The organism is Candidatus Rokuibacteriota bacterium (assembly GCA_030647435.1).
Taxonomy (GTDB): domain Bacteria; phylum Methylomirabilota; class Methylomirabilia; order Rokubacteriales; family CSP1-6; genus AR37.
Genome location: JAUSJX010000022.1, coordinates 25,180 through 50,263 on the forward strand (window position 1 = coordinate 25,180; position 25,084 = coordinate 50,263).

The window sequence follows — 25,084 nt, forward strand, 5'->3', positions numbered from 1 at the left end:
AGACCCATCCAATTGGCGCTTTACATCGTACCAAATGTCTGGATAATGGCTGGCACGAGAGGGCCATGAGAATACCGCTCGACCGATCCAAGGACCGCAAGGGACGGCTGCCGCTGGCGCGCCAGATCCAGCTGCACCTGGAGCGGCTGATTACCCAGCGACTGCTCGCGCCGGCCGTGAAGCTGCCCGCGACCCGCGACCTTGCGCGTGACCTCGGCGTGAATCGCACCACGGTGGCGCAGGCCTACGAAGACCTGATCGCGGGCGGCTGGGCACGCGCTCATGTCGGCCAGGGCACCTTCGTCGCCGAGCAGGCGCCCGCCCCGGCCCAGGCCGCGGCGCACGTGCCGCGCTTCGAGTGGACGGGTCACCTCTCCAAGGCCGCACTGATCGTCGCGGCGGACGCGCGCCGCCGCGGCGCCTACAGCCAGACGGCCCGGACGGCCTCGGGCGTGATCTCGTTCGCCGGCGGCATGCCGGACAGCGCCCTCTTCCCGACCGACGCGTTCCGCCGCGTCCTCAACCGCGTCATCCGCGAGGAGGGGCGCGAGCTCCTCCAGTACTACCCGTCATCCGGCTACCCGCCGCTCCGCCAGTACCTCTCGGGCTATCTCCTCCGCTTCGGGCTCGAGGCGCGCCCCGAGGATATCCTGATCGTCAACGGCACGCAGCAGGGCTTCGATCTCGTCGCTCGCACCCTGCTCGACCCCGGCGACTTTGTGGCCATCGAGCAGCCGTCGTACCCGCGGGCGATGCAGGTCTTCCGCGCGTTCGGCGCGCAGCTCCTGCCGGTGCCGATGGCGGGCGGCGGGCTGTCGGTGGACCACCTGGAGAGGCTGCTCGAACGGCAGGCGCCCAAGCTCCTCTACTGCCAGCCGAGCGCGCACAACCCGACGGGGCTCCACATGCCCGCGGCGGCCCGGCGCCGGCTGCTGGACGTGGCCGCGCGCCACCGCCTGCCCATCGTCGAGGATGCCTTCGACGGCACGCTCTTCTACGGCGAGCGGCCGCCGGTGCCGCTCAAGGCGGCGGATGCCTCGGGGCAGGTGATCTACCTCGGCACTTTCTCCAAGGTTCTCTTCCCAGGTCTCCGACTGGGCTGGATCGTGGCGTCGCCCGAGCTGATCGAGCGGCTCGAGATGGCCAAGCAGCTGGCCGACATCCACACGAGCCCGCTCATTCAGGCCGCCGTCTACCACTTCTGCCGCCAGCGGCTCCTCGACCGTCACCAGGCGCGCGCGCTGCGCGAGTACGCGCGGCGGCGCAATGCGCTCCTGGCCGCCCTTGGCCGCCGCATGCCTGAGGGCGTGAGCTGGACCGAAACGCAGGGCGGCTTCTCGCTGCTGCTCGAGCTGCCCGAGGGGCTCGATGCCGGAGCGCTTCTGCCGCGCGCCCTCGAACGCGGGGTCGCCTTCACGCCGGGCAATGCCTTCTTCAGCGACGGCGGCGGCGAGCGGGCGCTGCGACTGTCCTTCTCTGCGGTGCCCTTCGGGCAGATCGAGGAAGGCGTGCGTCGGCTGGCCGACAGCATTCGCGAGGCGCAGCGTCGGCCGGAGCGCGGGACCCGCGAGCGCGGGCCCGCCGTGCCGCTGGTCTAGAGGAGGAACGCGCGTGGATTTCGAAACCCTGGCAGCCCGCGGAGGCCGCGACGTTCCGTCCGCCAGCCGGCCGCTCACGCCGCCGATCTACCAGACCAATGTCTACGTCTTCGAGGACATGGACACGGTCGAGTCGGTCTGGGAGGGCAAGAAGCCCGGCTTCGTCTACGGCCGCTACGGGACGGCCAACCACACCATGCTCGAGGATCTCGTGGCGGCGCTCGAGGGCGCAGAGGCGGCCTGCGCCTGCGCCTCGGGCATGGGCGCAACGACGGCGCTGCTCTTCGGGCTCTTCGCGGCGGGCGATCACATCGTGGCGGCGCGCGATCTCTATGGCTCGACCACGGCGTTCCTGGATGACGAAGGGCGCCGGCTCGGCATCGAGACCGTCTTCGTCGACGCCACCCTACCCGCGGCCCTGCTGGCGGCCCTCCGGCCGAATACCCGCGCGGTCTTCGTCGAGTCGCTCTCGAACCCGCTCTTGCGCCTGGTCGACCTCGAGGCCGTGGCGCCGCACCTCGCGGAGCGGAGAATCGAGCTGATCGTGGACTCCTCGCTGGCCTCGCCCGCGGTGATGCGCCCACTCGAGCACGGGGCGACCATCGTCATGCACAGCCTGACCAAGTTCATTTCGGGGCACGGTGATGTCACCGGCGGCATGGTGCTGGGACGCAAGGCGACTATGGATCGCGTCCGCGCTGCGATGATTCGCTCGGGCACGAACCTCGGGCCCTTCGACGCGTGGCTTGCGACTCGCGGGGTCCGGACGTTGAGCGTGCGGGTCGAACGGCAGTCGGCCAATGCGCTCGCGCTGGCCCGCTTCCTCGAGACCCGCCCGGCCGTGAAGCGCGTGTACTATCCCGGGCTCGACTCGCACCCGCAGCGCGCGCTCGCCAAACGCCTCATGCCCGGCCCGGCCGGGGCCATTCTGTCCGTGGACCTAAAGGGCGGGGCGCTGGCTGTCGAGCGATTCATGCGGCGCTCCCGACTGATGGAGTTCGCCCCGAGCTTTGCCGACGTGGCGACCACCTGGACGTACCCCGCGCGGACGTCCCACCGACGCGTGTCCGATGAGACGAAGGTGGAGATGGGCATCGGCGCCGGGCTCATCCGGATTTCCGTTGGTCTTGAGAAGGTCGAGGACCTGATCAGCGACGCGACAGAGGCCCTCGCCTGATGCCGGCGACCGAGCGCGTGACCCGGGTGCGGCCCGTGGTGCTCGAGGGCCGGCACGTGCGGCTCGAACCGTTGGCCGTCGATCATGCCCGGGACCTGCTCGCCGCAGCGAGCGGCCCGCGCGAGACCTACGGATTCACCACGGTGCCGGCCGACGAGCCGTCCATGGTGGGCTACATCGAGGCGGCGCTGCGCGATCAGGAGGCGGGCCGGGCACTGCCGTTCGCGACCGTCGCGAAGGCGACGGGCCGGGTGGTCGGCAGCACGCGCTTCGGCAATATCGAGTTCTGGCCGTGGCCGTCGGGGAATGCGAACCAGCGCGGCCGGGACGTGCCCGATGTGGCTGAGATCGGCTGGACCTGGCTGGCGGCCGACGTCCAGCGGACGCCGGTCAACACCGAGGCGAAGCTGCTGATGCTCGCCCACGCCTTCGAGGCGTGGCGGGTACACCGGGTGAGCCTCATGACCGACGCGCGCAACGAGGGCTCACGTCGCGCGATTCTGAGGCTGGGCGCGCGCTTCGACGGCGTAATCCGGGCGCAGCGGCCCGGCTCGAACGGGGCGATCCGCGACACGGCGGCGTTCTCGATTCTCGATCACGAGTGGCCGATGGTGAAGCAGCAGCTGCAATCACGACTGAACCAGTGAAAGGAGACACTCGCATGGAACTCGGAACGATGAGGCTCAAGGTCGGGCTGGCGGAGATGCTCAAGGGCGGCGTGATCATGGACGTGACCAACGCCGAGCAGGCCAAGATTGCGGAGGATGCGGGCGCCGTGGCGGTGATGGCGCTCGAGCGCGTGCCGTCGGACATCCGCAAGGATGGGGGCGTGGCGCGCATGTCACCCGTGAAGAAGATCAAGGAGATCCAGCAGACGGTGTCCATCCCGGTCATGGCCAAGTGCCGCATCGGCCACTTCGTCGAGGCGCAGATTCTCGAGTCGTTGGGCGTGGACTTCATCGACGAGTCCGAGGTGCTGACCCCCGCCGACGAGCACTTCCACGTGGACAAGTTCGCCTTCAAGGTGCCCTTCGTCTGCGGCTGCCGTGACCTGGGCGAGGCGCTCAGGCGCATCGGCGAAGGCGCGGCCATGATCCGCACCAAGGGCGAGGCCGGCTCGGGTAACATCGTCGAGGCCGTCCGCCATATGCGTGCTGTCATCTCCGGGATCAAGCGGCTCAAGGCGCTCGGGCCGGAGGAGCTGATGACCGAGGCCAAGAACCTCGGCGCGCCCTACGAGCTGCTGCGCTGGGTTGCCGAGCACGGCAAGCTGCCGGTGCCGAACTTCTCCGCGGGTGGCATCGCCACGCCGGCAGATGCGGCACTCATGATGCAGCTGGGCGCCGAGGGCGTCTTCGTCGGCTCCGGCATCTTCAAGTCGGCCGATCCGGCGGCGCGCGCCAAGGCCACCGTGCAGGCGACCACCCACTTCAAGGACGCCGATATCCTGGCCAAGGTCTCCGAAGACCTGGGCGACGCCATGCCCGGCATCGAGACCTCCAAGCTCAAGGAGTCTGACCTGTTCCAGACCCGCGGCTGGTAGGCGCCCGCGACTGGTAATCGGATGATGGGCATCCCCAACACCGGGGCGCGCGCATGACCATCGGGGTCCTCGCCCTCCAGGGCGACTTCGACCTGCACCGGAAGGCGCTCGCCCGGATCGGCCACGAGTCGGTCGAGGTGAGGCTGCCGCGCCAGCTCGAGCAGGTGGACGGGCTCATCATGCCCGGGGGCGAGAGCACCACGCTGCTCAAGCTTCTCGAGGAATGGGACTTCGTCCCGGCGCTCGGGAAGTTCCACGCCGCGGGCAAGCCCATCTTCGGCACCTGCGCGGGGCTGATTCTCCTCGCGCGCGAGGTCGAGAGCCCGACGCAGCCGTCGCTCGGGCTCATCGACATCACGGCCGAGCGCAACGCCTACGGCCGGCAGAAGGAGAGCTTCGAGACGGAGGGGGAGGCCGACCTGGGGCAGGGGCCTCAGCCGATCAAGATGGTCTTCATCCGGGCGCCCCGTATCCGGCGGATGGGGCCGGCCGTCACGCCGCTGGTGATGCATCAGGGCGAGTGCGTCATGGCACGCCAGGGCACGGTGCTGGTCGCGGCCTTTCATCCAGAGCTGACGGACGACCAGACGGTACACCGCTACTTCGCTTCGATGGTCCGGCAGGCCGCGGGCTAGTCCGGACGCACTAGCACTTCATCATTGACAGCGTCCCGCGACAGAGGGCATAGTCTGGTCCAACCACCGGACCAACACTTCGCCGGCACCGGGCGGCAGGCCCGGCCCAGATCGAGCTCCCAGATCGAGCCCTAGGAGGAGCGATGGCGCACTTCACGTGTGAGGTTGTCTACCGCGGTATCTTCCAGAAGAACCTCGCCGCGCGGATCTGCCGCGGCATCGTTCTCTCGTCGCGCAAGGCCGGCCGGTGGGGCATCGCCTTCGGCCGCTACGGCGACAGCCCCCAGCGCAATGGCATTCCCGCCAAGGACTTCGCCATCGTCGCGGACACGCAGGAAGAGCTCGAGCAGAACATGGCGCGCTACGAGCCCAAGGAGGTCGACGTCACCATCTGTGTGGACGACACGCTGTCGAAAGGCGTCGAGTCGTGGGCGTGGTACGGGCTCCAGCCGATCAACCGCCTGACGGTGCCGAACGGCACCGTGTTGATGACCTCGCTTCAGAGCCCGGCCGACCTTCTCAAGGACATCCACAAGAAGGAGGCGCCCTACAATCTGGCGCTGATCCCCGCCAAGGCGTCCTTCTCCGGCCTGTGGGTCTACAAAGAGGACCATACGGAGGCGCGGATCCTGGGCGCGCTCGCCAAGCTCCAGCCGGGCTTCCTCTCGCTCGACGCCGTCTGCGCCGCGATCCAGGAGGCCGAGTGGGGCTCCGAGCTGAAGGCGGCTTCCGCCCGCAAGGCCCATGACCGGCTCGAGACGCGCCCGGTCAAGAGCACCGAGGGCAACCGGGAGACGCCGTTCTCCTTCGAGAAGCCCAAGTGGTGGGAGATGCGCGAGGGTGTCACGATCCCGGCCATCCCGGTCGGCAAGCCCATGGAGGACGGCAAGGGCTACGTCCCCGAGCGCAACCCCTACTTCAAGAAGTTCGCGACGCGCACCATGCGCCCGGTCATCGACTTCGACAAGTGCGTGAAGTGCACGCTCTGCTGGATCCAGTGCCCCGACTCCTGCTTCGACGTGACGCCCGAGGGTCTCTATGACGCCAACATGGAGTCCTGCTGCGGCTGCGGGGTCTGCGAGGCGGTCTGTCCCGCCAAGGAATGCGTCACCATGGTCAGCGAGGCGGCTTTCGAGGACAACGCCAGCCAGTGGGAGATGTGGCGCAAGGACAAGGGCGCGTACCAGACCTGGATGACCAACAAGATCCACTCGAAGGAGCACATCACGCGCTCACACGGCTTCCGCTTCCGCGGGCAATATGACCAGGAGATCAAGCAGGACCTGGACCAGGGCGGCATCGACATCACGGCGGGCATCCCGGGCGAGAACGCCGCGGGCAAGCAGCGCTGAGGCGGGGAGGACATCCCAATGGCAGTGGAGACGAAGACACCAGCGGCGGGCAAGGCGGCGTCCGATGACCGCGAGATGCTCATCTCGGGCAGCGAAGCCTGTGCCGAGGCCCTGACACTGGCAGATCTCGACGTGGTGACGGCCTACCCGATCCGTCCCTATGACACCGTCATGCAGGCCATCGCGAAGAAGATCGCCAACGGCCAGCTTGTGGCCGAGTACATCGTGGCCGAGGGCGAGCACAGCCAGTTCGAAATAGTCAAGCACGCGTCGACCGTGGGCGCGCGCGTCTTCTGCGGCTCCTCGGGCGTGGGCTGGATGTACGCCATGGAGTGCCTGACGGTGACGCCGCCGCTTCGCGTCCCCATGGTCGCCATGGTCGGGAACCGGGCGCTCGACGACCCGGGCGCCTTCGGCGTCGAGCACAACGACGCGCTCTCGGTGCGCGACCTGGGCTGGATGCTGATCTGGGTCGACACGGCGCAGGAGATGCTCGACACGACGCTCCTCGCCTACCGCATCGCCGAGGACCGGCGGGTCTTCCTGCCGTGCGCCATCTCGGCCGACGGCGCCTTTCTGACCCACTCGCAGACGATCGTGCAGGTGCCGACCAGGGCCAAGGTGGACAAGTTCCTGCCGCCCTACAACCGCGGCGACTTGCAGCTGCACCCGGACAACCCGATCACGGTTGCGCCCCAGGCCAACGAGGACTGGGTCATCGAGATCCGGCGCCAGAACAACGAGGCGATGAACCGCGCCTACACGGTGATCGAGGAGGCCTACGCGGATTTCCGCCGCATCTTCGGCCGCGGTCCCGAGAACCCGTGGTTCGAGGAGTACATGACCGAGGACGCCGACGTCATCCTGATGGGCATGGGCACGATCTCCCTGCCGTTCAAGGTGGGCATCCGCAACATGCGGGCCAAGGGGATGAAGGTGGGTCTCATCCGGCCGCGCTGGTTCCGGCCCTTCCCGACAGAGAAGCTGGTCGCCGCGCTCCAGCCGGCCAAGGCCATCGGCGTCATCGATCGCGACTACTCCTTCGGCTCGCCTTTCGGCTCGGGCGTGGTCGCCAACGAGATCCGGGCGGCGATGTACAACGCCGAGAAGCGGCCGCCGCTCCTGTCCTTCATCTGCGGCCTGGGCGGCCGCGAGGTGACGCTCGAAGACGTCTACAAGGTCACCGACCTCTGCTTCGAGGCGGCGAAGTCCGGCAAATCTCCCCTGAAGACGCAGTGGTTGGGCGTGAGAGAATAGCGTACTGCGAGCTGCAGGACGTCGCGGGGCTGGGGCCCCGCCGTCCGAGGCGAGCGAAGAGGGAAGGCCGAGCTGCAGGACGTCGCGGGGCTGGGGCCCCGCCGTCCGAGGCGAGTGAATAAGGAGAGAGAGACCATGACCGAAACGTTCACGAACGCGACGCAGATCCTCGAGCCTTTCCGGGGGGTTAAGAAGGTTACCCTCGAAGAGTACTTTACGTCGGGCCACCGCACCTGCCAGGGGTGCGAGTCGGCGCTGGTGATGAAGCTCATGGTCAAGGCGGCGGGGCCGCGGACCATCGTCCTTGGCGCGACGGGTTGCATGTATGTCGCCAACACGACGTACTACACGACTCCGTGGGTGGTGCCGTGGATGCACACGCAGCTCGGTTCCTCGGGCTCGGCGGCGCTCGGCACGGCCGCAGGGCTCAAGGCGCTCATGAAGAAGGGCAAGATGAAGGCCGAGCCCATCAACGTCATCGCCTTCTGCGGCGACGGCGGCGGGGCGGACATGGGCCTGGGGGCGATCTCCGCGACCCTGACCCACAAGGAGTACAACTCGCTCATCCTGATGTACGACAACGAGTCCTACGCCAACACGGACATCCAGGCCTCGGGCTCTACGCCGTACGGCGCCAACACCACGTTCAGCCCGCCCGGCTCGGTCAAGCGGCTGATGCACACCCGATGGAAGAAGAACATGGCGGGTATGCTGGCGGCCGGCCACCCCGAGTGCCGCTACGTCGCCACGGTGGACGCCTCGTACGCCGTCGAGATGATGAACAAGGTCAGGAAGGCCCTCTCCATCGGCGGGCCGACCTTCATCCACTCCCTCGACCCGTGCCCGAAGGGCTGGGACTACGACCCCATGCTCTCCCACGAGCTCGGCGAGCTGGCCGTCGAGACCGGCGTCTTCCCGCTCTACGAGGTCGAGGACGGCGTGGTCCGCCACTACGGCAAGTCCAAGGCCATCGCCGAGGGACGGCCGCGCAAGCCGGTGCGGGAATATCTCCTCAAGCAGGGCCGGTTCGCCCACTTCCTCGAGGAAGACATCGAGTACTTCCAGGCCAAGGTGGACGAGATGTGGAACAAGTGGGAAATCCCGGGCGTGATCCCTTTCTGGAAGGAAGGCCGCCCGCGGTAGTAGACTGTGTCGCACCGGGGGGCGGGCCGAGGCCCCGAGCCGCGGTTCGCCCCCACACCTCTCACCCGCCGTCCCGGCGCCACGCGCGCCTCGAACAGCCTTCGCCCCGTCCTCCAAACCGACCGCTTTGCGAGGAGGCTAGAACATGACACGTCAATGGCGACCGTTCACCGGCCTGGTTCTCGCATCTGTCCTTATTGCTGGAGCGCCCTGCGTCGCCCAAGCAGCCTGGGAGCCCACCAAGCCCATCGAGTTCGTCGTCCCCGCCGGGACAGGCGGCGGCGCGGACCAGATGGCCCGCCTCATCGCCGGCCTTGCCGAGAAGCACAAGCTCTCGCCCAGGCCGCTCATTGTGGTGAACAAGTCGGGCGGCGCCGGCGCCGAAGGATTCCTGCACGTCAAGGGCAAGAAGGGCGATGCCCACACCATCATCATCACGCTCTCCAACCTCTTCACGACGCCGCTCCACACCGGCGTGCCGTTCAACTGGAAGGACTTGACGCCGATCACCCGCATGGCCCTTGACGAATTCATCCTCTGGGTCAACGCCGAGACGCCGTACAAGACCGCCAAGGAGTATCTGGGCGCGGTCAAGGAGCGTTCGGGCGGCGACAACCGCATGAAGATGGCCGGCACCGGCACGGCCCAGGAGGACCAGATCATCACCATCCAGATGGAGCAGGCGCTCGGGGTGAAGTTCACCTATGTGCCGTTCAAGGGCGGCGGCGAGGTGTGTGTCAACCTGGTCGGCAAGCACGTGGACTCCACGGTGAATAACCCCATCGAGTGCGCCAGCCACTGGAAGGCGGGACGGGTGCGTCCGCTGGCCGTGTTCGACGCCGCCCGCATTCCCATCGCCGAGTGGAAGGAGATCCCGACCGTCAAGGAGGCGCTCGGCGTGGACATTCAGTACCTGATGCTCCGTGGCATCTTCGGCGCCCCCGACATGCCCAAGGACGCCGTGGAGTGGTATCAGGGCTTCCTCAAGAAGGTCTACGAGACCCCCGAGTTCAAGGACTACCTCAACCAGGGCGCGCTCAAGCCCTCCTGGCTCACCGGTCCCGACTACGTGAAGTGGCTTGAGGCCGCCGAGGCGCAGCACAAGGACTTGATGGTCCAGGGCGGGCTGCTCAAGAAGTAGCCCCCCTGCTCATGCGCGCGGCCGACCTCACGACCGCTGCCCTGCTGATGGCGGTAGGAGCCCTGGTGGTCCGCGACGCCCTCCGCCTCGGCGTCGGGTGGGGGACCGACGGACCCAAGAGCGGGTTCTTCCCCTTTTGGCTGGCCGTGGTCCTTCTCGCCTGCTGCCTCGGTATCGTCGTGCAGGCCCTGAGGCGCGCCGACAGGGCACCCTTCGTGGCGCGCGGGGCACTCGGCCCGGTGCTCAAGGTGTTGTGGCCGGCCACTGCCGCGGTGCTGCTGATGCAGTTCGTCGGCCTCTACGTCGCCTCGGCGCTCTACATGGGCTTCTACATGCGCTGGATCGGGCGGAACTCGTGGCTGGCCGTGGTGGCGGTGAGCGTGGGCTTCTCGGTCTCCACGTTCCTCTTGTTCGAGACATGGTTTCTGGTCCCCATGCCCAAGGGGCCGCTCGAGACCTGGCTCGGCTACTAGCCCATGGGTTTCGAGAACCTGCTGCTGGGCTTCCAGGTCGCGCTCCAGCCGCACAACCTCCTCTTGGCCGTCATCGGCGTCGCGCTCGGCACCATCATCGGCGTGCTGCCGGGGCTCGGCGGCGCCAACGGCGTCGCCATCCTGCTGCCGCTGACCTTCTCCATGCCGCCGACCTCGGCCATCATCCTCTTGACGAGCATCTACTGGGGGGCGCTCTTCGGCGGCGCCATCACGTCCATCCTCTTCAACATCCCGGGTGAGCCCTGGTCGGTGGCCACGACCTTCGACGGTTTCCCGATGGCCCGGCGGGGCGAGGGTGGGCCGGCGCTCACGGCCGCCTTCACTTCGTCCTTCGTCGGCGCGCTCTTCTCCGTGATCCTGATCACGCTCTTCGCGCCCATCCTGGCCGAGGTGGCCCTCAAGTTCGGCCCGCCCGAGTTCTTCGCCATCCAGCTCCTGACCTTCTCGTCGTTTATCGGCCTCGGCGGCGGCAGCCCGCTCAAGTCGCTCGTCTCGATCCTTATCGGCTTCATCCTGGCCTCGGTCGGGCTCGACATCGTCACGGGCGCGCTGCGACTGACCTTCGGCTTCACCGACCTCATGAAGGGGTTCGACTTCATCGTGGCGGTGATCGGCCTCTTCGGCATCGGCGAGATCCTGCTGACCATGGAGGAGGGCCTCTCGTTCAAGGGCGCCTCGGCGAAGATGAGCCCCCGCGTCGTCTGGGACACGTGGCACATCCTGCCGCGCTACTGGCGGACGTTCCTGCGAAGCTGCTTCATCGGCTTCTGGATGGGCTTTAAACCGGGCGGGGCGACGCCCGCCTCGTTCATGAGCTACGCCTTCGCGAAGCGCTTCTCGCGGCACCCGGAGCGCTTCGGCAAGGGCGAGATCGAAGGCGTCGTGGCGCCGGAGACGGCCGCGCACGCGGCCGGCGGCGCCTCGCTCCTGCCCATGATCACGCTCGGCATCCCGGGCTCGCCGACGGCGGCGGTCATGCTGGGCGGGCTCATCATCTGGGGGCTCCAGCCAGGGCCCATGCTCTTCAAGGAGAAGCCGGAGTTCGTGTGGGGTCTCATCGCCAGCATGTACACGGGCAACGTCATCGGCGTCATCATGGTGCTGGCCTTCGTGCCGGCCTTCGCCGCCATCCTGCGCGTGCCCTTCGCCATCCTCACGCCGCTGATCATCTCCATCTGCGCTGTCGGGGCCTACTCGGTCAATGGCCGCATGCTCGACATCTGGTATATGCTCATCTTCGGCGTGATCGGCTATGCCTTCAAGAAGCTCGACTACCCTCTGGCGCCGCTGGTGCTGGCCCTCGTCCTGGGCGACCTGGCTGAGAACGCCTTGCGCCAGAGCCTCATCATATCGCAGGGCTCGCTCCTGATCTTCTTCGTGCGGCCGATCTCGGGGGCCATCACCGCTGTCGCGCTGTTCTTCTTCGCGCTGCCCGTCATCACGCCGTGGTGGCGCCGTCTCCGGGGCGTGTCGGTGCCGGACGTATCGCCCCGGGAGACCTGATCGGCACTTGGCTGTGACCGCCTCCGTCTCCGACCCATCGTTCTGGATCGGCGTCTCCAAGATCGTCCTCATCGACCTGGCATTGGCCGGGGACAATGCGCTGGTCATCGCGCTCGCCGTGCGTACGCTGCCCAGGCGCCAGCAGTTCGTGGGCCGGATCTGGGGAACGGTGGGGGCGGTGGCGCTCCGGCTCCTCTTCATCACGATCATCAGCTACCTGCTCAGCATCCCGCTCCTCCAGGTGGTGGGCGGCCTCCTGCTGATCTGGATCGCCATCAAGCTGGTGCGACAGAGCGAGGAGGCGGGCGACGGGAGCGCGAAGGCCGGCACCACGCTGCTCGAGGCCATCTGGATCATCATCGTGGCCGATGTGGTCATGAGCCTCGACAACGTCATCGGGGTGGCAGGCGCTGCCGAGGGTGACCTCCGCCTCGTGATCTTCGGGATCGGGCTCTCGATCCCCATCGTCGTCTGGGGCAGCGGGGTGCTGGCCACCCTGATGAACCGCTACCCGTGGATCATCCTGATCGCCGGGGGCATCCTGGGCGAGGTGGCGGGCAAGATGATCCTCCACGACCACTTCGTCGTGAGCCGGCTCGGTGAGGTTCCCGGTCTTGTCGAATGGGCGGTGCGGCTCGGCCTCGCGGGGGGCATCATGCTCATCGGCTGGATCACCACCCGGCGGCGCGCTGCGGCGGCGCACGGCAAAGTCGCGGGAAGGTAGCGTGGACCTCGAGCCCGTCAAGTCCGTCCGGATCTACGAGGACATCGTCCGCCAGGTCAGGGCCTTGATCGCCGACGGCCGTCTCAAGTCCGGCGACAGGCTGCCGCCGGAGCGGGACCTGGCCGAGCGCTTCCGTGTCAGCCGCACCTCGGTGCGCGAGGCGCTGCGGTCGCTGCAGAGCCGCGGCTTGATCGACATCAGGGCGGGGGAAGGCGCCTTCGTCCGTGACGTCTCGGTCGAGGCCCTCATCGAGCCCCTGGCGCTTGTCATCCTGCCTTACCGCGAGGCGGTGGCAGAGCTCTTCGAGGCGCGCCGCCTCCTCGAGCCCGCGATCGCGGCTCTAGCGGCGCGGCGCGCGACCCGGGACGAGCTCGCCGAGATGGAGCGCATCCTCGCCGAGCAGGCGCGCGAGGTCGCGCGCGGGCGTACAGGCATGGCCCAGGACTCGGCGCTCCACGCGGCCATTGCCGCCGCCGCCCACAACCGGGCGATCGTTCGCATCGTCAACGCGCTCGTGGATCTCCTCGCGCAGAGCCGGGAGGAGAGCCTGCACACTCCCGGCCGGCCGAGACGCTCCCACCAGGACCACAGGCGGATCCTCGGCGCTATCCGCCGCCGCGACGAGGCCGGGGCGCGGCGGGCGATGCTCGACCATCTGACGGCGGTGGCGAAGCTCGTCGAGGGCTTGCCGGGCGGGCGCCGACCCGACCGCCGGGCTTCCAAGGCGAAACCACGGCAGAGAGAGAGACCCCGCTAGAGCCTCGTAAGTGCCTGTTGCGGATGAATATTCATTGACACCTAGCTGCCCCTCGGAGTAACATTCTTGGATAACGCAGGCCTCTTCTGGGCCTGCCTTTGTTTCTCTGCAGCCATTGTTTCTCTGCAGAATGTCCGGCCCGACCGAGGGGGTCTCTGTATGGCGCGCGCCACGTCACGCCGGAGAGCACGGACAAAGGCCCCGAGCCCTGCCGCTCGCCGGCCCAAGTACGTGTACTCCTTCGCCAACGGCAAGGCGGACGGCTCGAGCGCCCTCCGCCACCTCTTGGGCGGAAAGGGGTGCGAGCTGGCGGAGATGACCAACCTGGGGGTGTCGGTGCCTCCCGGCTTCACGATCACGACGGAAGCCTGGGCCGCGTACAGCTCCGGGAGCCGCAAGCATCCGGCGGGGCTCTGGGAGCAGGTCGAGGGCGGGATGGCGCGCCTCGAGGCCGCGGTCGAGCTTCGGCTCGGGGACCCGGCCAAGCCGCTCCTCGTGTCGGTGCGCTCGGGCGCGCGCGCGTCGATGCCCGGCATGATGGATACCGTCCTGAACCTCGGGCTCAATGACCGGACGGTGATCGGCCTCGCGCGCTGGACCAAGAACGAGCGCTTCGCGTGGGACTGCTACCGGAGGTTCATCACCATCTTCGGCGACGTCGTGCTCGGCATCGAGCGCCGCGCCTTCGATGAGCTGCTCGACCGCGCGAAGGCCGTCGCGCGCGCGAAGAGCGACGCGGATCTCCAGCCCGAGCCCCTCAAGGCCCTCGTGGCCGAGTTCAAAAGCCTCGTCCAGGCGCGTACGGGCAAGCCCTTCCCTCAGGATCCGCCCGAGCAGCTCAAGCTTGCGGTCAACGCCGTCTTCGACTCGTGGTTCGCGAAGAAGGCCGTGGACTACCGGCGCATCCACCGGCTGCCGGACGACTGGGGCACCGCGGTCACGGTGATGGCCATGGTCTTCGGCAACCTCGGGGAGAGCTCCGGCACGGGCGTCTGCTTCACGCGCGACCCGTCGAGCGGGGAGCGCCGCTTCTTCGGCGAGTTCCTCATCAACGCCCAGGGCGAGGACGTCGTCGCGGGCATCCGCACCCCGCAGCCCATCGCCGCCCTCAAGGAGAGCATGCCGGCGGTCTACGACGAGCTCGTGACCATCAAGGACCGCCTCGAGCGCCACTACCGCGACATGCAGGACATCGAGTTCACCGTCCAGGAAGGGCGGCTCTTCATCCTCCAGACGCGTTCCGGCAAGCGCACCGCGGGCGCGGCCGTGCGCATCGCCGTCGAGATGGTGCGGGAGCGCCTGATCGACCGGGACACGGCCCTGCTGCGCGTCGAGCCGGCCTCGCTCAACCAGCTCCTGGTCAAGACGGTCGACCCGAAGGCCACGTACACGGCCATCGCTCGTGGACTGGCCGCCACGCCCGCGGCGGCGGTGGGCAAGGTCGTGTTCGACCCCGAGAAGGCTGTCGAGATGGCGCTCCGCGAGGAGCACGTCATCCTGGTCCGGCAGGAGACCTCGCCGGAGGACGTGGCGGGGATGCACGCGGCTCAGGGGGTCCTGACCTCCCGGGGCGGCCTGACTTCTCACGCGGCCGTCGTGGCCCGCGGCTGGGGCAAGAGCTGCGTGGTGGGCGCGGGCGATGTGATTGTGGACGAGGAGAACCGGCTCTTCCGTGCCGGCCGAGCGGTGGTGCGCGAAGGGCAGGTCGTCACGCTGAACGGCGCCACGGGCGAAGTGGTCATGGGAGCCCTGCCGCTCGTGGACCCGAAGCTCTCGGCGGAGTTCCGGCAGCTCCTGGCCTGGGCCCGGAAGGCGAGCACGACACGGGTGCGTGCCAACGCCGATACGCCGAACGATGCCGCCAAGGCGCGGGAGGAGTTCGAGGCGGAAGGCATCGGTCTCGTCCGCACCGAGCACATGTTCTTCAAGGACGACCGCATCCCGATCGTCCGCGAGATGATCATGGCCCCCGACGAGCAGGCCCGGCGCAAGGCCGTCGACAGACTCCTCCCATTCCAGCGTGAAGACTTCATCGGGATCTTCACGGCGATGGATGGCTACCCGGTGACGATCCGGCTGCTGGATCCGCCGCTCCACGAGTTCCTGCCCAAGTACAAGGAAGTGCTCGAGGAGTACACGCGGCTCGACGCGCTCGGCATCAACCCGGCGCGCCGCGACGGGCTGGGCGCGGTCAAGGCGCGGATCGAGGCCCTCCAGGAAGCCAACCCCATGCTCGGCCACCGCGGCTGCCGGCTCGGCATCACCTTTCCCGAGATCTACGAGATGCAGGTGCGGGCGATCATGGAGGCGGCGTGCGAGGTGGCGAGGCGGGGCGTGCGGGTGGAGCCCGAGATCATGATCCCCCTCACGGGCACCGTCCCCGAGATGAAGGTCACGCGCGACATGACCGTGCGCATGGCCGACAAGACCGTGGCCGAGATGGGCGCGAAGGTCGCCTACACCGTCGGCACGATGATCGAAGTGCCGCGCGCCGCCCTGATCGCCGACAAGCTCGCCGAGCACGCGGACTTCTTCTCGTTCGGCACCAACGACCTGACGCAGATGACATTCGGTTACAGCCGGGACGACATCGGCAAGTTCCTGCCTTTCTATCTCGAGAAGAAACTGCTCCCGGATGATCCCTTCGCGGTGCTCGACCAGGAAGGTGTCGGGGAGATGATCGAGATCGGGATCCGGCGAGGCCGCAAGACGAAGCCCAAGCTCAAGGTGGGCATTTGTGGCGAACACGGTGGCGAGCCGTCTTCGGTCGAGTTCTGTCATCGCGTGGGCATGGACTACGTCTCCTGCTCTCCGTACATGGTGCCGATCGCGTGGCTCGCGTCGGCCCAGGCGCGGATCAAGGAGAAGGCCTCGAAGGCCCGGAGGGCGGCGCGGTGAGGGATTTCCACGGCGTCTACGTCCCTGTGCCCACGCCCTTCCGCGGCGACGAGATCGCGGTCGAGCGCCTGAAGTCGAACCTCGCCAAGTGGAACGAGACGCCGCTCAGCGGTTACGTCTACGGCGGCCCGTGTCGGGCGCCGCTCGGCACGCCGGACGGCGACGGCATCGAAGAGATCAAGGAGAGCCTGGCGTCGGCGGGGCTCCTCTAACCAGATGCACCGATGGAGGGAAGGGCAGTGAAGCTTTCAGGTGCGCGCATTCTGCTCGAGTGTTTGAAGCGCGAGGGCGTGGACCTCATCTTCGGCCTGCCCGGCGGCGCCGTGCTGCCGATCTACGATGTCCTGTACGACTTCGAAGGGATCCGCCACATCCTGGTCCGCCAGGAAGCGGCCGCCGGGCACGCGGCAGAAGGCTACTCCCGCACCACCGGCCGGACCGGCGTGTGCCTGGTCACCTCGGGCCCCGCGGCGACGAACCTGGTGACGGCGCTGCAGGACGCCCTCATGGACTCGATCCCGCTCGTCGCCTTCACGGGGCAGGTGCCGACGCACCTGATCGGCAACGACGCCTTCCAGGAGGCCGACAACGTCGGCATCACTCGCTCCGCGACCAAGCACAATTTTCTGGTCAAGGACGTCAAGGACCTTGCCGGGATCATCAAGGAGGCCTTCCACATCGCCTCCACCGGCCGCCCGGGCCCGGTGCACGTGGACCTGCCCAAGGACATCCTGGTCAAGGAGTGGCCCTTCGAGTACCCGGAGAGCGTGCACCTGCGTTCCTACAACCCGACCTACGACGGCCACCCGGGGCAGATCAAGAAGGCCGCGCGCGCCCTCGTGCGGGCCAAGCGCCCCGTGCTCTACGTGGGAGGCGGCGTCATCTCGTCGGACGCTTCGCCGGAGCTCTACGAGCTGGCCGAGCTGACGCAGGTGCCGGTGACCCAGACCCTCATGGGCCTGGGCGCCTTTCCGATGGCCCATCCCCTGTCGCTCGACATGCTGGGCATGCACGGGACGTACTACGCCAACATGGCCGTCCACCATTCGGACTGCCTCGTCGCGGTGGGCGCGCGCTTCGACGACCGCGTCACCGGACGCGTGGACGCCTTCGCTCCCAATGCCGAGATCATTCACATCGACATCGATCCGTCGTCGATCTCGAAGAACATCCAGGTGGGCATCCCGATCGTGGGGGATTGCAAGCGAGTGCTCGCCAAGCTCGTGGAGGCGGTTCGCGAGGAGATGAAGACGTACCCGCAGGGCGCCGTCAAGGAAGCGCGGCGCCAGTGGGCCGACCAGATCGCGGAGTGGAAGCGCGCGGAACCGCTCCGCTACGAGTGGAGCGACGAGATCATCAAGCCGCAGTACGTGATCGAGGAGATCTCCAACCTGACCAACGGCGAGGCCCTGATAGTCACGGGCGTCGGCCAGCACCAAATGTGGGCGGCGCAGTACTACCGTTTCAAGCACCCACGCATGTGGTGCACGTCCGGGGGCCTGGGCACGATGGGCTACGGCCTGCCGACCGCCATGGGCGTCCAGGCGGGCAACCCCGGCAAGCTCGTGATCAACATCGACGGCGATGGCTCCTTCGCGATGAACAGCCAGGAGCTGGCGACCTGCTTCGAAGAGCGCCTGCCCGTCAAGACCGTCATCGTCAACAACGGCGGCCATGGGATGGTGCGACAGTGGCAGCGGATCATCTACAAGGAGCGCTTCTGCGCCATCGACCTCGGGACGAGCCCCGATTTCGTCAAGCTCGCCGAGGCGTACGGCTGCACGGGCATCCGCGCCACCAAGCCCTCCGAAGTGGTGCCCGCCCTCGAGAAGATGATCTCGACGCCGGGCCCCGTCGTGCTGGACATCTGGGTGAACAAGGACGAATGCGTCTTCCCGATGGTGCCCGCGGGCGGCGCCAACATCGACATGATCCTGGCGCCGCCGAGCCGCGAAGCCCGCGACCGCGCGGCCAAGTCGCAGACGGGGTTCTAGCCGTGGCCGACGCGCCTGAGATCACGAAGCACACGATCGCGGTCCTGGTCGAGAACAAGTTCGGCGTGCTCTCGCGCGTTGCCGGGCTCTTCTCGGCCCGCGGCTACAACATCGAGAGCCTGTCGGTGGGGGAGACGCTCGACCCGTCCGTCTCGCGCATGACGCTCGTCGTCAGCGGCGACGCCTTCGTCATCGAGCAGGTCATGAAGCAGCTGCACAAGCTCATCGACGTCATCAAGGTGATCGACCTGAGCGAGGAGACCCACGTGGAGCGGGAGATGCTGCTGATCCGCGTGAACGCGGAGCCCGCCGCCCGAGCCGAGATCCTCCGGATCGCGGACATCTTCCGCGCGAAGGTCGTCGACGTCACCGCCGCGAGCTACACCCTCGAGGTCACGGGCGAGGAGTCCAAGATCGAGGCCATCCTCGAGCTGCTCCGGCCCTTCGGCATTCAAGAGGTCGTGCGCACGGGCAAGGTCGCCATCGCGCGGAGCCCGAAGGCGCGGCTGCGGCGCGTGGAGGAGAAGCTCGGCAAGGCCGCCCCGGCGCGCCCGGCCAACCAGGACCCGCGCGTGGTCGGGTTCGCGGACTAACAACTCAGAGGAGAGCACACGTCATGCCGGCGAAGATTTTCTACGACCAGGACGCTGACCTCGGGCTGATCAAGGGCAGGAAGATCGCCATTATCGGTTACGGCAGCCAGGGGCACGCGCACGCGCTGAACCTGAAGGACTCGGGGCAGGACGTCGTCGTGGGGTTGTACAAGGGCTCGAAGAGCTGGGCGAAGGCCGAGAAGGATGGGCTCAAGGTGATGACGGTCAACGACGCCGCCGCCGCGGCCGACATCATCATGATCCTGCTTCCGGACCAGACCCAGCGGCAGGTCTACGAGGAGTCGATCAAGGGTGTGCTCGGCAAGGGCAAGACGCTCATGTTCGCCCACGGGTTCAACATCCACTTCAACCAGGTTGTGCCCTCGCCCGACGTGGACGTCTCGATGATCGCGCCGAAGGCTCCCGGCCACGTCATGCGCGACCTCTTCACCCAGGGCCCGGGCGTGCCGGCCCTCGTTGCGGTGTACCAGGACGTCTCGGGAAAGGCGCGGGACGTCGCGCTGGCCTACGGCAAGGGCGTCGGCTGCACGCGCGCGGGCGTCATTGAGACCACGTTCAAGGAAGAGACGGAGACGGATCTCTTCGGCGAGCAGACGACGCTGTGCGGCGGCGTCTCGCACCTGATCACAGCCGCCTTCGAGACGCTGTGTGAGGCGGGCTACCAGCCGGAAGTCGCGTACTTCGAGTGCATGCACGAGATGAAGCTGATCGTGGACCTCTTCTACCAGGGCGGCCTCGCCTACATGCGGTATTCCGTCTCCGACACGGCCGAGTACGGCGACTACACGCGCGGTCCGCGCGTCGTCAGTCCGGAGACCAAGGCGGAGATGAAGCGCATCCTGGGCGAGATCCAGTCCGGCCAGTTCGCGCGCGAGTGGATCCTGGAGAACCAGGCCCACCGCGCCGGGTTCCTCGCGATGAGGAAGCGCGAGGCCGAGCACCAGATCGAGGAAGTCGGGGCGCGGCTGCGCAAGATGATGTCCTGGATCAAGCCGCCGCGGATGTAGCGGCGGTGGGGGAGCGCGTGCGCATTCCCGTCGCCGCCGAGGGGTGGCCCTTTATCTTCCCACCCGCGGCGGCGGCGTGTATTCTGGGTTGGATGGGCTGGTGGCCGGCGGCTGCCGCCCTGGGGGCGGTGACGCTGTGCTGCCTGGGCTTCTTCCGCGACCCCGATCGGACCGCGCCGGCTGTCCCAGGCGCGGTCCTGGCCCCGGCGGATGGCCGCGTGATGCGGGTCGTGGAGATCGACGATCCGTGGGTGGGGCGGGCGGTGCGGGTTTCCATATTCCTGTCGCCGCTCGACGTGCACATCAACCGGTCGCCGGTAGCGGCCCTGGTCGAGGGTGTCCAGCACGCGGCCGGGCGCTTCCTGGCCGCGTACCGTGACGAGGCCTCGGAGCTGAACGAGCGCTGCACGCTCGCGCTCCAGGGCGAGGCCGCGCGGGTCGGGGTGAAGCAGATCGCGGGTGTGCTCGCGCGGCGCATCGTGTGCCGGGCGAGGCAGGGGGACAAGCTCCAGGCAGGCGAGCGCTACGGGCTGATCCGGTTCGGCTCGCGGACGGACCTGGTGGTACCGCAGGGTACTGAGATCAGAGTGCGGGTGGGTGACAGAGTCAGGGGTGGCGAGACGATCATGGGGGTGCTGAGGTGAGACGCCGACATCAGAGCGGAGACGGGGCGCGGCATCCGCGCCGCCGGCGCTGGCAGGAGCTGCGCGAGCATCCGCGCCGCGGCATCTTCCTGCTCCCGAGCCTGCTCACGACCGGCAACCTCTTCTGCGGCTTCCTCGCCATCGTGCTTTCCGCCCAGGCCCGCTTCGTCGAGGCGGCGGTGGCCGTCTTCGTCGGCATGGTGCTGGACATCCTCGACGGTAAAGTCGCGCGGCTGACCCGGACCACGACCCAGTTCGGCGTGGAGTTCGACTCGCTGGCCGACGTGGTGTCGTTCTGCGTCGCCCCGGCCTTCATGCTCTACGCGCTGGCCCTCTCGCAGGCCGGCCGCGTCGCCTGGCTCGGCGCCTTCCTCTTCGTGATCTGCGGCGCCCTTCGGCTCGCCCGCTTCAACGTCCACCAGGGCGTCACGGACCGCCGCTACTTCGTGGGATTGCCGACGCCGGCCGCGGCCGGCGTCGTCGCCTCGACCGCGCTCCTGCTCGAGGGCGTCGAGATCACGCGCTGGCAGGCGGCGGCCATCAGCGTGGGGACCGTCGTGGTCGCGCTCCTCATGGTCTCAACGTTCCGCTACTACAGCTTCAAGGAGGTGGACTTCGCGCGCCGCAAGCCCACCCAGGTGCTCGTGCTCGTGGTCCTGGGGGTGCTCATCGTCGCGACACACCCGCAGTGGTTCCTGTTCATCCTCTTCTCGCTGTATCTGCTGAGCGGTCCTACGCGCCCCGTGTGGGCGCGCCGCTTCTTGGATCGGGCACTGGCCAGCGAGAAGGGAACCAGGGACGCGCACTAGCGCGGTGAGGAGACAGGCCATGGATCGCATCATGATCTTCGACACGACGCTCCGGGACGGCGAGCAGGCGCCCGGGTTTTCGATGAACACGCAGGAGAAGCTCGAGATGGCGCGGCAGCTCGCGCGGCTCAACGTGGACGTCATCGAGGCCGGCTTCCCCATCTCCTCGGACGAGGATTTCGAGGCGGTGCGCGCGGTCGCCAAGCAGGTGGGCTCGCTGGAAGGTTCGCCTATCATCTGCGGTCTCAGCCGCGTGGGCCTGGGCGACATCGACCGGGCGTGGGAAGCGGTCAAGTACGCGCGCCGGTCGCGCATCCACACGTTCGTGGCGACCTCCGACATCCACCTCAAGTACAAGCTCAGGAAGAGCCGCGCGGAGGTGCTGAAGGCCGCGGTGGAGGCCGTCAAGCACGCGCGCGGGTACTGCGAGGACGTCGAGTTCTCGCCCGAGGACGCCTCCCGCACGGACTTCGACTACATGTGCGAGGTCCTGGAGGCGGTCATCGATGCCGGAGCCGGGACGATCAACATCCCGGACACGGTCGGCTACGCGATCCCCGAGGAGTGGTTCAACCGGATCATGAAGATCCGGGAGCGGGTCAGGAACAGCGCCAAGGCCGTGCTCTCCGTGCACTGCCACAACGACCTGGGGCAGGCCGTCGCCAACTCGCTGGCGGCGATCCGGGCGGGGGCGCGGCAGATCGAGTGCACCGTCAACGGCATCGGGGAGCGCGCCGGCAACGCCTCCCTCGAAGAGATCGTGATGGCGCTCAAGACCCGCCGGGACTTCTTCGAGACCGACACCCAGGTGCGGACGGAGGAGATCTTCAAGTCCTCGCGCCTGCTGTCGTCGATCACCGGCGTGCGTGTCCAGCCCAACAAGGCCATCGTCGGCGAGAACGCCTTCGCGCACGAGGCGGGCATCCACCAGGACGGTGTGCTGAAGGAGAAGCTCACGTACGAGATCATGCGGCCCGAGGACATCGGCCGGGCCGCCAACAAGCTCGTCATGGGCAAGCACTCGGGCCGGGCCGCGCTGTCGTCGCGCCTGAAGGAGCTCGGGTTCGAGCTGGACGACGCCGAGCTCGGCAAGGCGTTCAAGCGGTTCAAGGACCTCGCCGACAAGAAGAAGGAGATCTTCGACGAGGACCTGATCTCGATCGTCAAGGACGAGATCGCCCAGGTGCCGGAGACGTACGCGCTCGACTACCTGCACACGATCAGCGGCACGGGCATCATCCCGTCGGCGACCGTGCGGCTCAAGAAAGACACGGAGGTCTTCCAGGACTCGGGCGTCGGCGACGGCCCCGTGGACGCCGTGCTCAACGCCATCGACGCGATCACGGGGCTCAAGGGCAGGCTGCAGGACTACCAGCTCCGATCCGTCACCTCGGGCAAGGACGCGCTCGGCGAGGTGTCGGTCCGGGTGGACTTCGACGGCACCGTGGTGCCGGGCAAGGGCAGCTCGACGGACGTGATCGAGGCGAGCGCGCGGGCATACGTCAACGCGCTCAACCGCCTGGTGCAGTCCGCGGGCGGACAGAAGGTCAAGGAAGTCGGCCCGTAGCCGACGGAGAAAGTGAAGACTCCATTGCAATGACGATCACCGAGAAGATCCTGGCCGCAGGAGGGCTGATGAAGCACGTCGCTCGCAAGAAAGGCCTGAGGGCTCCCTGATGGCGACACACAAGATCGCGCTCCTGGGCGGCGACGGCATCGGGCAAGAAGTCATGCCCGAGGCCCGCAAGGTGCTCGAGGTGGTGGGCCGGGCGACCGGCGCCTCGTTCGAGTTCGAGACGGCGCTCGTCGGCGGCTCGGCCATCGACGCCACCGGCGACCCCCTGCCGCCGTCCACGCTGGCCCTCTGCGAGCGGAGCGACGCCATCCTCTTCGGCGCGGTCGGCGGACCCAAGTGGGACGACCTGCCGCAGGAAAAGCGTCCCGAGCGGGGGCTCCTGGGGTTGCGCAAGGAGCTCGACCTCTTCGCGAACCTCCGGCCCGCGAGGTGCTTCCCCATGCTGGTGGACGCCTCGCCGCTCAAGCGCTCCGTCGTCGAGGGCACGGACATCATGGTGATCCGCGAGCTGACGGGCGGTCTCTACTTCGGCGAGCCGCGCGGCCGGGAGGAGTTTGCCGACGGCGGCGCGCGGGCGATCAACACGATGGCCTACACCTCCCGCGAGATCGAGCGCGTGGCGCGGGCGGCCTTCGACGTCGCCATGAAGCGGAAGAAGCGCCTGGCGTCGGTGGACAAGGCCAACGTCCTGGTCGTGTCCCAGCTCTGGCGCGAGGTCGTGACCCGCGTATCGAAGGACTATCCACAGGTGGAGCTCGAGCACGTGCTCGTGGACAACTGCGCCATGGCGCTGGTCCAGAAGCCGACGCACTTCGACACCATCGTGACCGAGAATACCTTCGGCGACATCCTGTCGGACGAGGCGGCGATCCTGGCGGGCTCCATGGGCATGCTGCCCTCGGCGAGCCTGGGCGGGCGCGTCGGCCTCTACGAGCCGGTGCACGGCACCGCGCCCGACATCGCGGGGCAGGGGGTCGCCAACCCCATCGCGGCCATCCTCTCGACGGCCATGCTGCTGCGCTACTCGCTCGACAAGGGCGCCGACGCGGACCGGATCGACGCGGCCGTCCTGCGGGTGCTCGAGCAGGGGCACCGCACCCGCGACATCGTCGGGGCCGGGGCGAAGATTTGCGGCACGAAGGAGATGGGCGACCTGATCTCCACGGAAGTCGAGAAGTCCTACTCTTGACGGGCAGGAGACGCTAGAGACATGGCATCCGGCGTGACGGTCGCGATCGTTGGCGTGACGGGAGCGGTCGGGCAGACGACGCTCAGGATCCTCGAGGAGCGCAAGTTCCCCGTGAAGGCGCTCCGCGCTTTCGCCTCCGAGCGCTCGGTGGGCAAGACCGTCACCTTCAAGGGCGAGACGATCCGCGTCGAGAAGGTGGGGCCCGAGGCCTTCAAGGGCGTCGAGGTCGCCTTTTTCTCGGCCGGCTCAGCCCAGGCCAGGGAGTACGCGCCGCAGGCGGTCAAGGCAGGCGCGGTCGTCGTGGACAAGTCGAGCGCATATCGGATGGATCCCAACGTCCCGCTCGTCGTGCCGGAGATCAATGCCCACGCCCTCCAGGGACACCAGGGCATCGTCGCGTGTCCCAACTGCACGACCATCGTCACCGTCATGCCGCTCAAGCCGCTCCACGACGCCGGGCGCCTCACGCGCGTGATCGCCACGAGCTACCAGGCCGTCTCGGGCGCCGGTGTCAAGGGGGTCGAGGAGCTTCGGGAGCAGACGCTCGCCTGGGCCCGCGGCGAGGCTATGACGCCGAAGTATTTCCCGCACCAGATCGCGTTCAACGTCATCCCCCACATCGACAAGTTCGTCGAGGGCGGCTACACGGGGGAGGAAATGAAGCTGGTCAACGAGATCCGGAAAGTTCTCGAGCTGCCGGACCTGCGCATCTCGCCCACGACCGTGCGCGTGCCGGTTTTCACCGCGCACTCCGTGGCGGTCAACGCCGAGACCGAGAGGGCCGTGGGCCCCGACCGGGCGCGTGAGCTCTTCGCCGCGTTTCCGGGCCTCACGCTGTGGGACGATCCCGCCCAGAACCGCTACCCGATGCCCATCTCTGTGGAGGGGCAGGATGACTGCTACGTCGGCCGCGTCCGCCAGGATCTCTCGCTGCCCAATGCGATCAACTTCTGGGTGGTAGGCGACCAGCTGCGCAAGGGCGCCGCGTTGACCGGGGTCCAGGTCGCCGAGCTGCTGATCCGCTGAGGG

22 protein-coding genes and 1 pseudogene are annotated in these 25,084 nt (G+C 67.9%); all 23 read left to right on the forward strand.

Features of this window, described 5'->3' with window-relative positions:
• Nucleotides 1-65 precede the first annotated feature (65 nt).
• The 23 genes and pseudogenes from Q7W02_04095 (at nt 66) to Q7W02_04205 (ending at nt 25,081) form a co-directional block, all read left to right on the forward strand.
• A complete protein-coding gene (locus Q7W02_04095) occupies nt 66-1,598 on the forward strand; it encodes a PLP-dependent aminotransferase family protein (protein ID MDO8475373.1) in 1,533 nt (510 codons plus the stop codon).
• A gap of 13 nt (nt 1,599-1,611) precedes the next feature.
• The gene (locus tag Q7W02_04100; GenBank protein MDO8475374.1) at nt 1,612-2,775 is read left to right on the forward strand and encodes a PLP-dependent aspartate aminotransferase family protein; all 1,164 of its coding nucleotides are present in this window, start codon (nt 1,612-1,614) and stop codon (nt 2,773-2,775) included.
• Nucleotides 2,775-3,422: a GNAT family protein gene (locus Q7W02_04105; protein MDO8475375.1), complete on the forward strand. Its 648-nt coding sequence runs from the start codon at nt 2,775-2,777 to the stop codon at nt 3,420-3,422. The genes Q7W02_04100 and Q7W02_04105 overlap by 1 nt, the downstream gene beginning before the upstream one ends.
• Nucleotides 3,423-3,436: 14 nt before the next feature.
• Entirely contained in the window at nt 3,437-4,318 is an 882-nt protein-coding gene (gene pdxS, locus Q7W02_04110; GenBank protein ID MDO8475376.1) for a pyridoxal 5'-phosphate synthase lyase subunit PdxS, read from the forward strand.
• Between the two features lie 53 nt (nt 4,319-4,371).
• The gene (pdxT, locus tag Q7W02_04115) at nt 4,372-4,953 is read left to right on the forward strand and encodes a pyridoxal 5'-phosphate synthase glutaminase subunit PdxT (protein MDO8475377.1); all 582 of its coding nucleotides are present in this window, start codon (nt 4,372-4,374) and stop codon (nt 4,951-4,953) included.
• A 143-nt stretch (nt 4,954-5,096) separates the two neighbouring features.
• On the forward strand, nt 5,097-6,305 hold the full coding sequence (locus Q7W02_04120; GenBank protein ID MDO8475378.1) for a (4Fe-4S)-binding protein: 1,209 nt from the start codon (nt 5,097-5,099) through the stop codon (nt 6,303-6,305).
• 18 nt (nt 6,306-6,323) lie between these two features.
• On the forward strand, nt 6,324-7,562 hold the full coding sequence (locus tag Q7W02_04125) for a pyruvate ferredoxin oxidoreductase (GenBank protein MDO8475379.1): 1,239 nt from the start codon (nt 6,324-6,326) through the stop codon (nt 7,560-7,562).
• Nucleotides 7,563-7,697: 135 nt separating this feature from the next.
• Nucleotides 7,698-8,705, forward strand: coding sequence for a thiamine pyrophosphate-dependent enzyme (locus tag Q7W02_04130; protein MDO8475380.1), 1,008 nt, complete (start codon nt 7,698-7,700; stop codon nt 8,703-8,705).
• A gap of 145 nt (nt 8,706-8,850) precedes the next feature.
• Nucleotides 8,851-9,846, forward strand: coding sequence for a tripartite tricarboxylate transporter substrate-binding protein (locus tag Q7W02_04135; GenBank protein ID MDO8475381.1), 996 nt, complete (start codon nt 8,851-8,853; stop codon nt 9,844-9,846).
• An 11-nt stretch (nt 9,847-9,857) separates the two neighbouring features.
• Entirely contained in the window at nt 9,858-10,319 is a 462-nt protein-coding gene (locus Q7W02_04140; GenBank protein ID MDO8475382.1) for a tripartite tricarboxylate transporter TctB family protein, read from the forward strand.
• A 3-nt stretch (nt 10,320-10,322) separates the two neighbouring features.
• The gene (locus Q7W02_04145) at nt 10,323-11,843 is read left to right on the forward strand and encodes a tripartite tricarboxylate transporter permease (GenBank protein ID MDO8475383.1); all 1,521 of its coding nucleotides are present in this window, start codon (nt 10,323-10,325) and stop codon (nt 11,841-11,843) included.
• Nucleotides 11,844-11,856: 13 nt separating this feature from the next.
• On the forward strand, nt 11,857-12,567 hold the full coding sequence (locus Q7W02_04150; protein ID MDO8475384.1) for a TerC family protein: 711 nt from the start codon (nt 11,857-11,859) through the stop codon (nt 12,565-12,567).
• 1 nt (nt 12,568) lies between these two features.
• Entirely contained in the window at nt 12,569-13,324 is a 756-nt protein-coding gene (locus tag Q7W02_04155; protein MDO8475385.1) for an FCD domain-containing protein, read from the forward strand.
• 159 nt (nt 13,325-13,483) lie between these two features.
• On the forward strand, nt 13,484-16,222 hold the full coding sequence (gene ppdK, locus Q7W02_04160) for a pyruvate, phosphate dikinase (protein ID MDO8475386.1): 2,739 nt from the start codon (nt 13,484-13,486) through the stop codon (nt 16,220-16,222).
• Entirely contained in the window at nt 16,219-16,434 is a 216-nt protein-coding gene (locus Q7W02_04165; GenBank protein ID MDO8475387.1) for a hypothetical protein, read from the forward strand. The genes ppdK and Q7W02_04165 overlap by 4 nt, the downstream gene beginning before the upstream one ends.
• A gap of 27 nt (nt 16,435-16,461) precedes the next feature.
• Entirely contained in the window at nt 16,462-18,216 is a 1,755-nt protein-coding gene (gene ilvB / locus Q7W02_04170) for a biosynthetic-type acetolactate synthase large subunit (protein MDO8475388.1), read from the forward strand.
• A 20-nt stretch (nt 18,217-18,236) separates the two neighbouring features.
• Nucleotides 18,237-18,707 (forward strand): annotated as a pseudogene (gene ilvN / locus Q7W02_04175) (acetolactate synthase small subunit).
• A 125-nt stretch (nt 18,708-18,832) separates the two neighbouring features.
• Nucleotides 18,833-19,837 (forward strand): ketol-acid reductoisomerase, encoded by a 1,005-nt coding sequence (gene ilvC / locus Q7W02_04180; protein ID MDO8475389.1) that lies wholly within the window; start codon nt 18,833-18,835, stop codon nt 19,835-19,837.
• Between the two features lie 5 nt (nt 19,838-19,842).
• Nucleotides 19,843-20,481: a phosphatidylserine decarboxylase family protein gene (locus Q7W02_04185; protein MDO8475390.1), complete on the forward strand. Its 639-nt coding sequence runs from the start codon at nt 19,843-19,845 to the stop codon at nt 20,479-20,481.
• Nucleotides 20,478-21,290 carry a CDP-diacylglycerol--serine O-phosphatidyltransferase gene (pssA, locus tag Q7W02_04190; protein MDO8475391.1) on the forward strand — a complete coding sequence of 271 codons (813 nt, stop codon included), beginning with the start codon at nt 20,478-20,480 and terminating at the stop codon, nt 21,288-21,290. Before Q7W02_04185 ends, pssA begins: the two co-directional genes overlap by 4 nt.
• A 4-nt stretch (nt 21,291-21,294) precedes the next feature.
• Nucleotides 21,295-22,857: a 2-isopropylmalate synthase gene (locus Q7W02_04195; GenBank protein MDO8475392.1), complete on the forward strand. Its 1,563-nt coding sequence runs from the start codon at nt 21,295-21,297 to the stop codon at nt 22,855-22,857.
• Nucleotides 22,858-22,966: 109 nt separating this feature from the next.
• On the forward strand, nt 22,967-24,055 hold the full coding sequence (leuB, locus tag Q7W02_04200; protein ID MDO8475393.1) for a 3-isopropylmalate dehydrogenase: 1,089 nt from the start codon (nt 22,967-22,969) through the stop codon (nt 24,053-24,055).
• Between the two features lie 21 nt (nt 24,056-24,076).
• Nucleotides 24,077-25,081: an aspartate-semialdehyde dehydrogenase gene (locus Q7W02_04205; GenBank protein ID MDO8475394.1), complete on the forward strand. Its 1,005-nt coding sequence runs from the start codon at nt 24,077-24,079 to the stop codon at nt 25,079-25,081.
• The last annotated feature ends 3 nt before the right edge of the window (nt 25,082-25,084 follow it).

Coding starts and splice junctions, on each gene's coding strand:
- Q7W02_04095 (MDO8475373.1), top strand. CDS start 66: ATGAGAATACCGCTCGACCGATCCAAGGACCGCAAGGGACGGCTGCCG.
- Q7W02_04105 (MDO8475375.1), top strand. CDS start 2,775: ATGCCGGCGACCGAGCGCGTGACCCGGGTGCGGCCCGTGGTGCTCGAG.
- pdxS (MDO8475376.1), top strand. CDS start 3,437: ATGGAACTCGGAACGATGAGGCTCAAGGTCGGGCTGGCGGAGATGCTC.
- pdxT (MDO8475377.1), top strand. CDS start 4,372: ATGACCATCGGGGTCCTCGCCCTCCAGGGCGACTTCGACCTGCACCGG.
- Q7W02_04120 (MDO8475378.1), top strand. CDS start 5,097: ATGGCGCACTTCACGTGTGAGGTTGTCTACCGCGGTATCTTCCAGAAG.
- Q7W02_04125 (MDO8475379.1), top strand. CDS start 6,324: ATGGCAGTGGAGACGAAGACACCAGCGGCGGGCAAGGCGGCGTCCGAT.
- Q7W02_04130 (MDO8475380.1), top strand. CDS start 7,698: ATGACCGAAACGTTCACGAACGCGACGCAGATCCTCGAGCCTTTCCGG.
- Q7W02_04135 (MDO8475381.1), top strand. CDS start 8,851: ATGACACGTCAATGGCGACCGTTCACCGGCCTGGTTCTCGCATCTGTC.
- Q7W02_04140 (MDO8475382.1), top strand. CDS start 9,858: ATGCGCGCGGCCGACCTCACGACCGCTGCCCTGCTGATGGCGGTAGGA.
- Q7W02_04145 (MDO8475383.1), top strand. CDS start 10,323: ATGGGTTTCGAGAACCTGCTGCTGGGCTTCCAGGTCGCGCTCCAGCCG.
- ppdK (MDO8475386.1), top strand. CDS start 13,484: ATGGCGCGCGCCACGTCACGCCGGAGAGCACGGACAAAGGCCCCGAGC.
- ilvC (MDO8475389.1), top strand. CDS start 18,833: ATGCCGGCGAAGATTTTCTACGACCAGGACGCTGACCTCGGGCTGATC.
- leuB (MDO8475393.1), top strand. CDS start 22,967: ATGGCGACACACAAGATCGCGCTCCTGGGCGGCGACGGCATCGGGCAA.
- Q7W02_04205 (MDO8475394.1), top strand. CDS start 24,077: ATGGCATCCGGCGTGACGGTCGCGATCGTTGGCGTGACGGGAGCGGTC.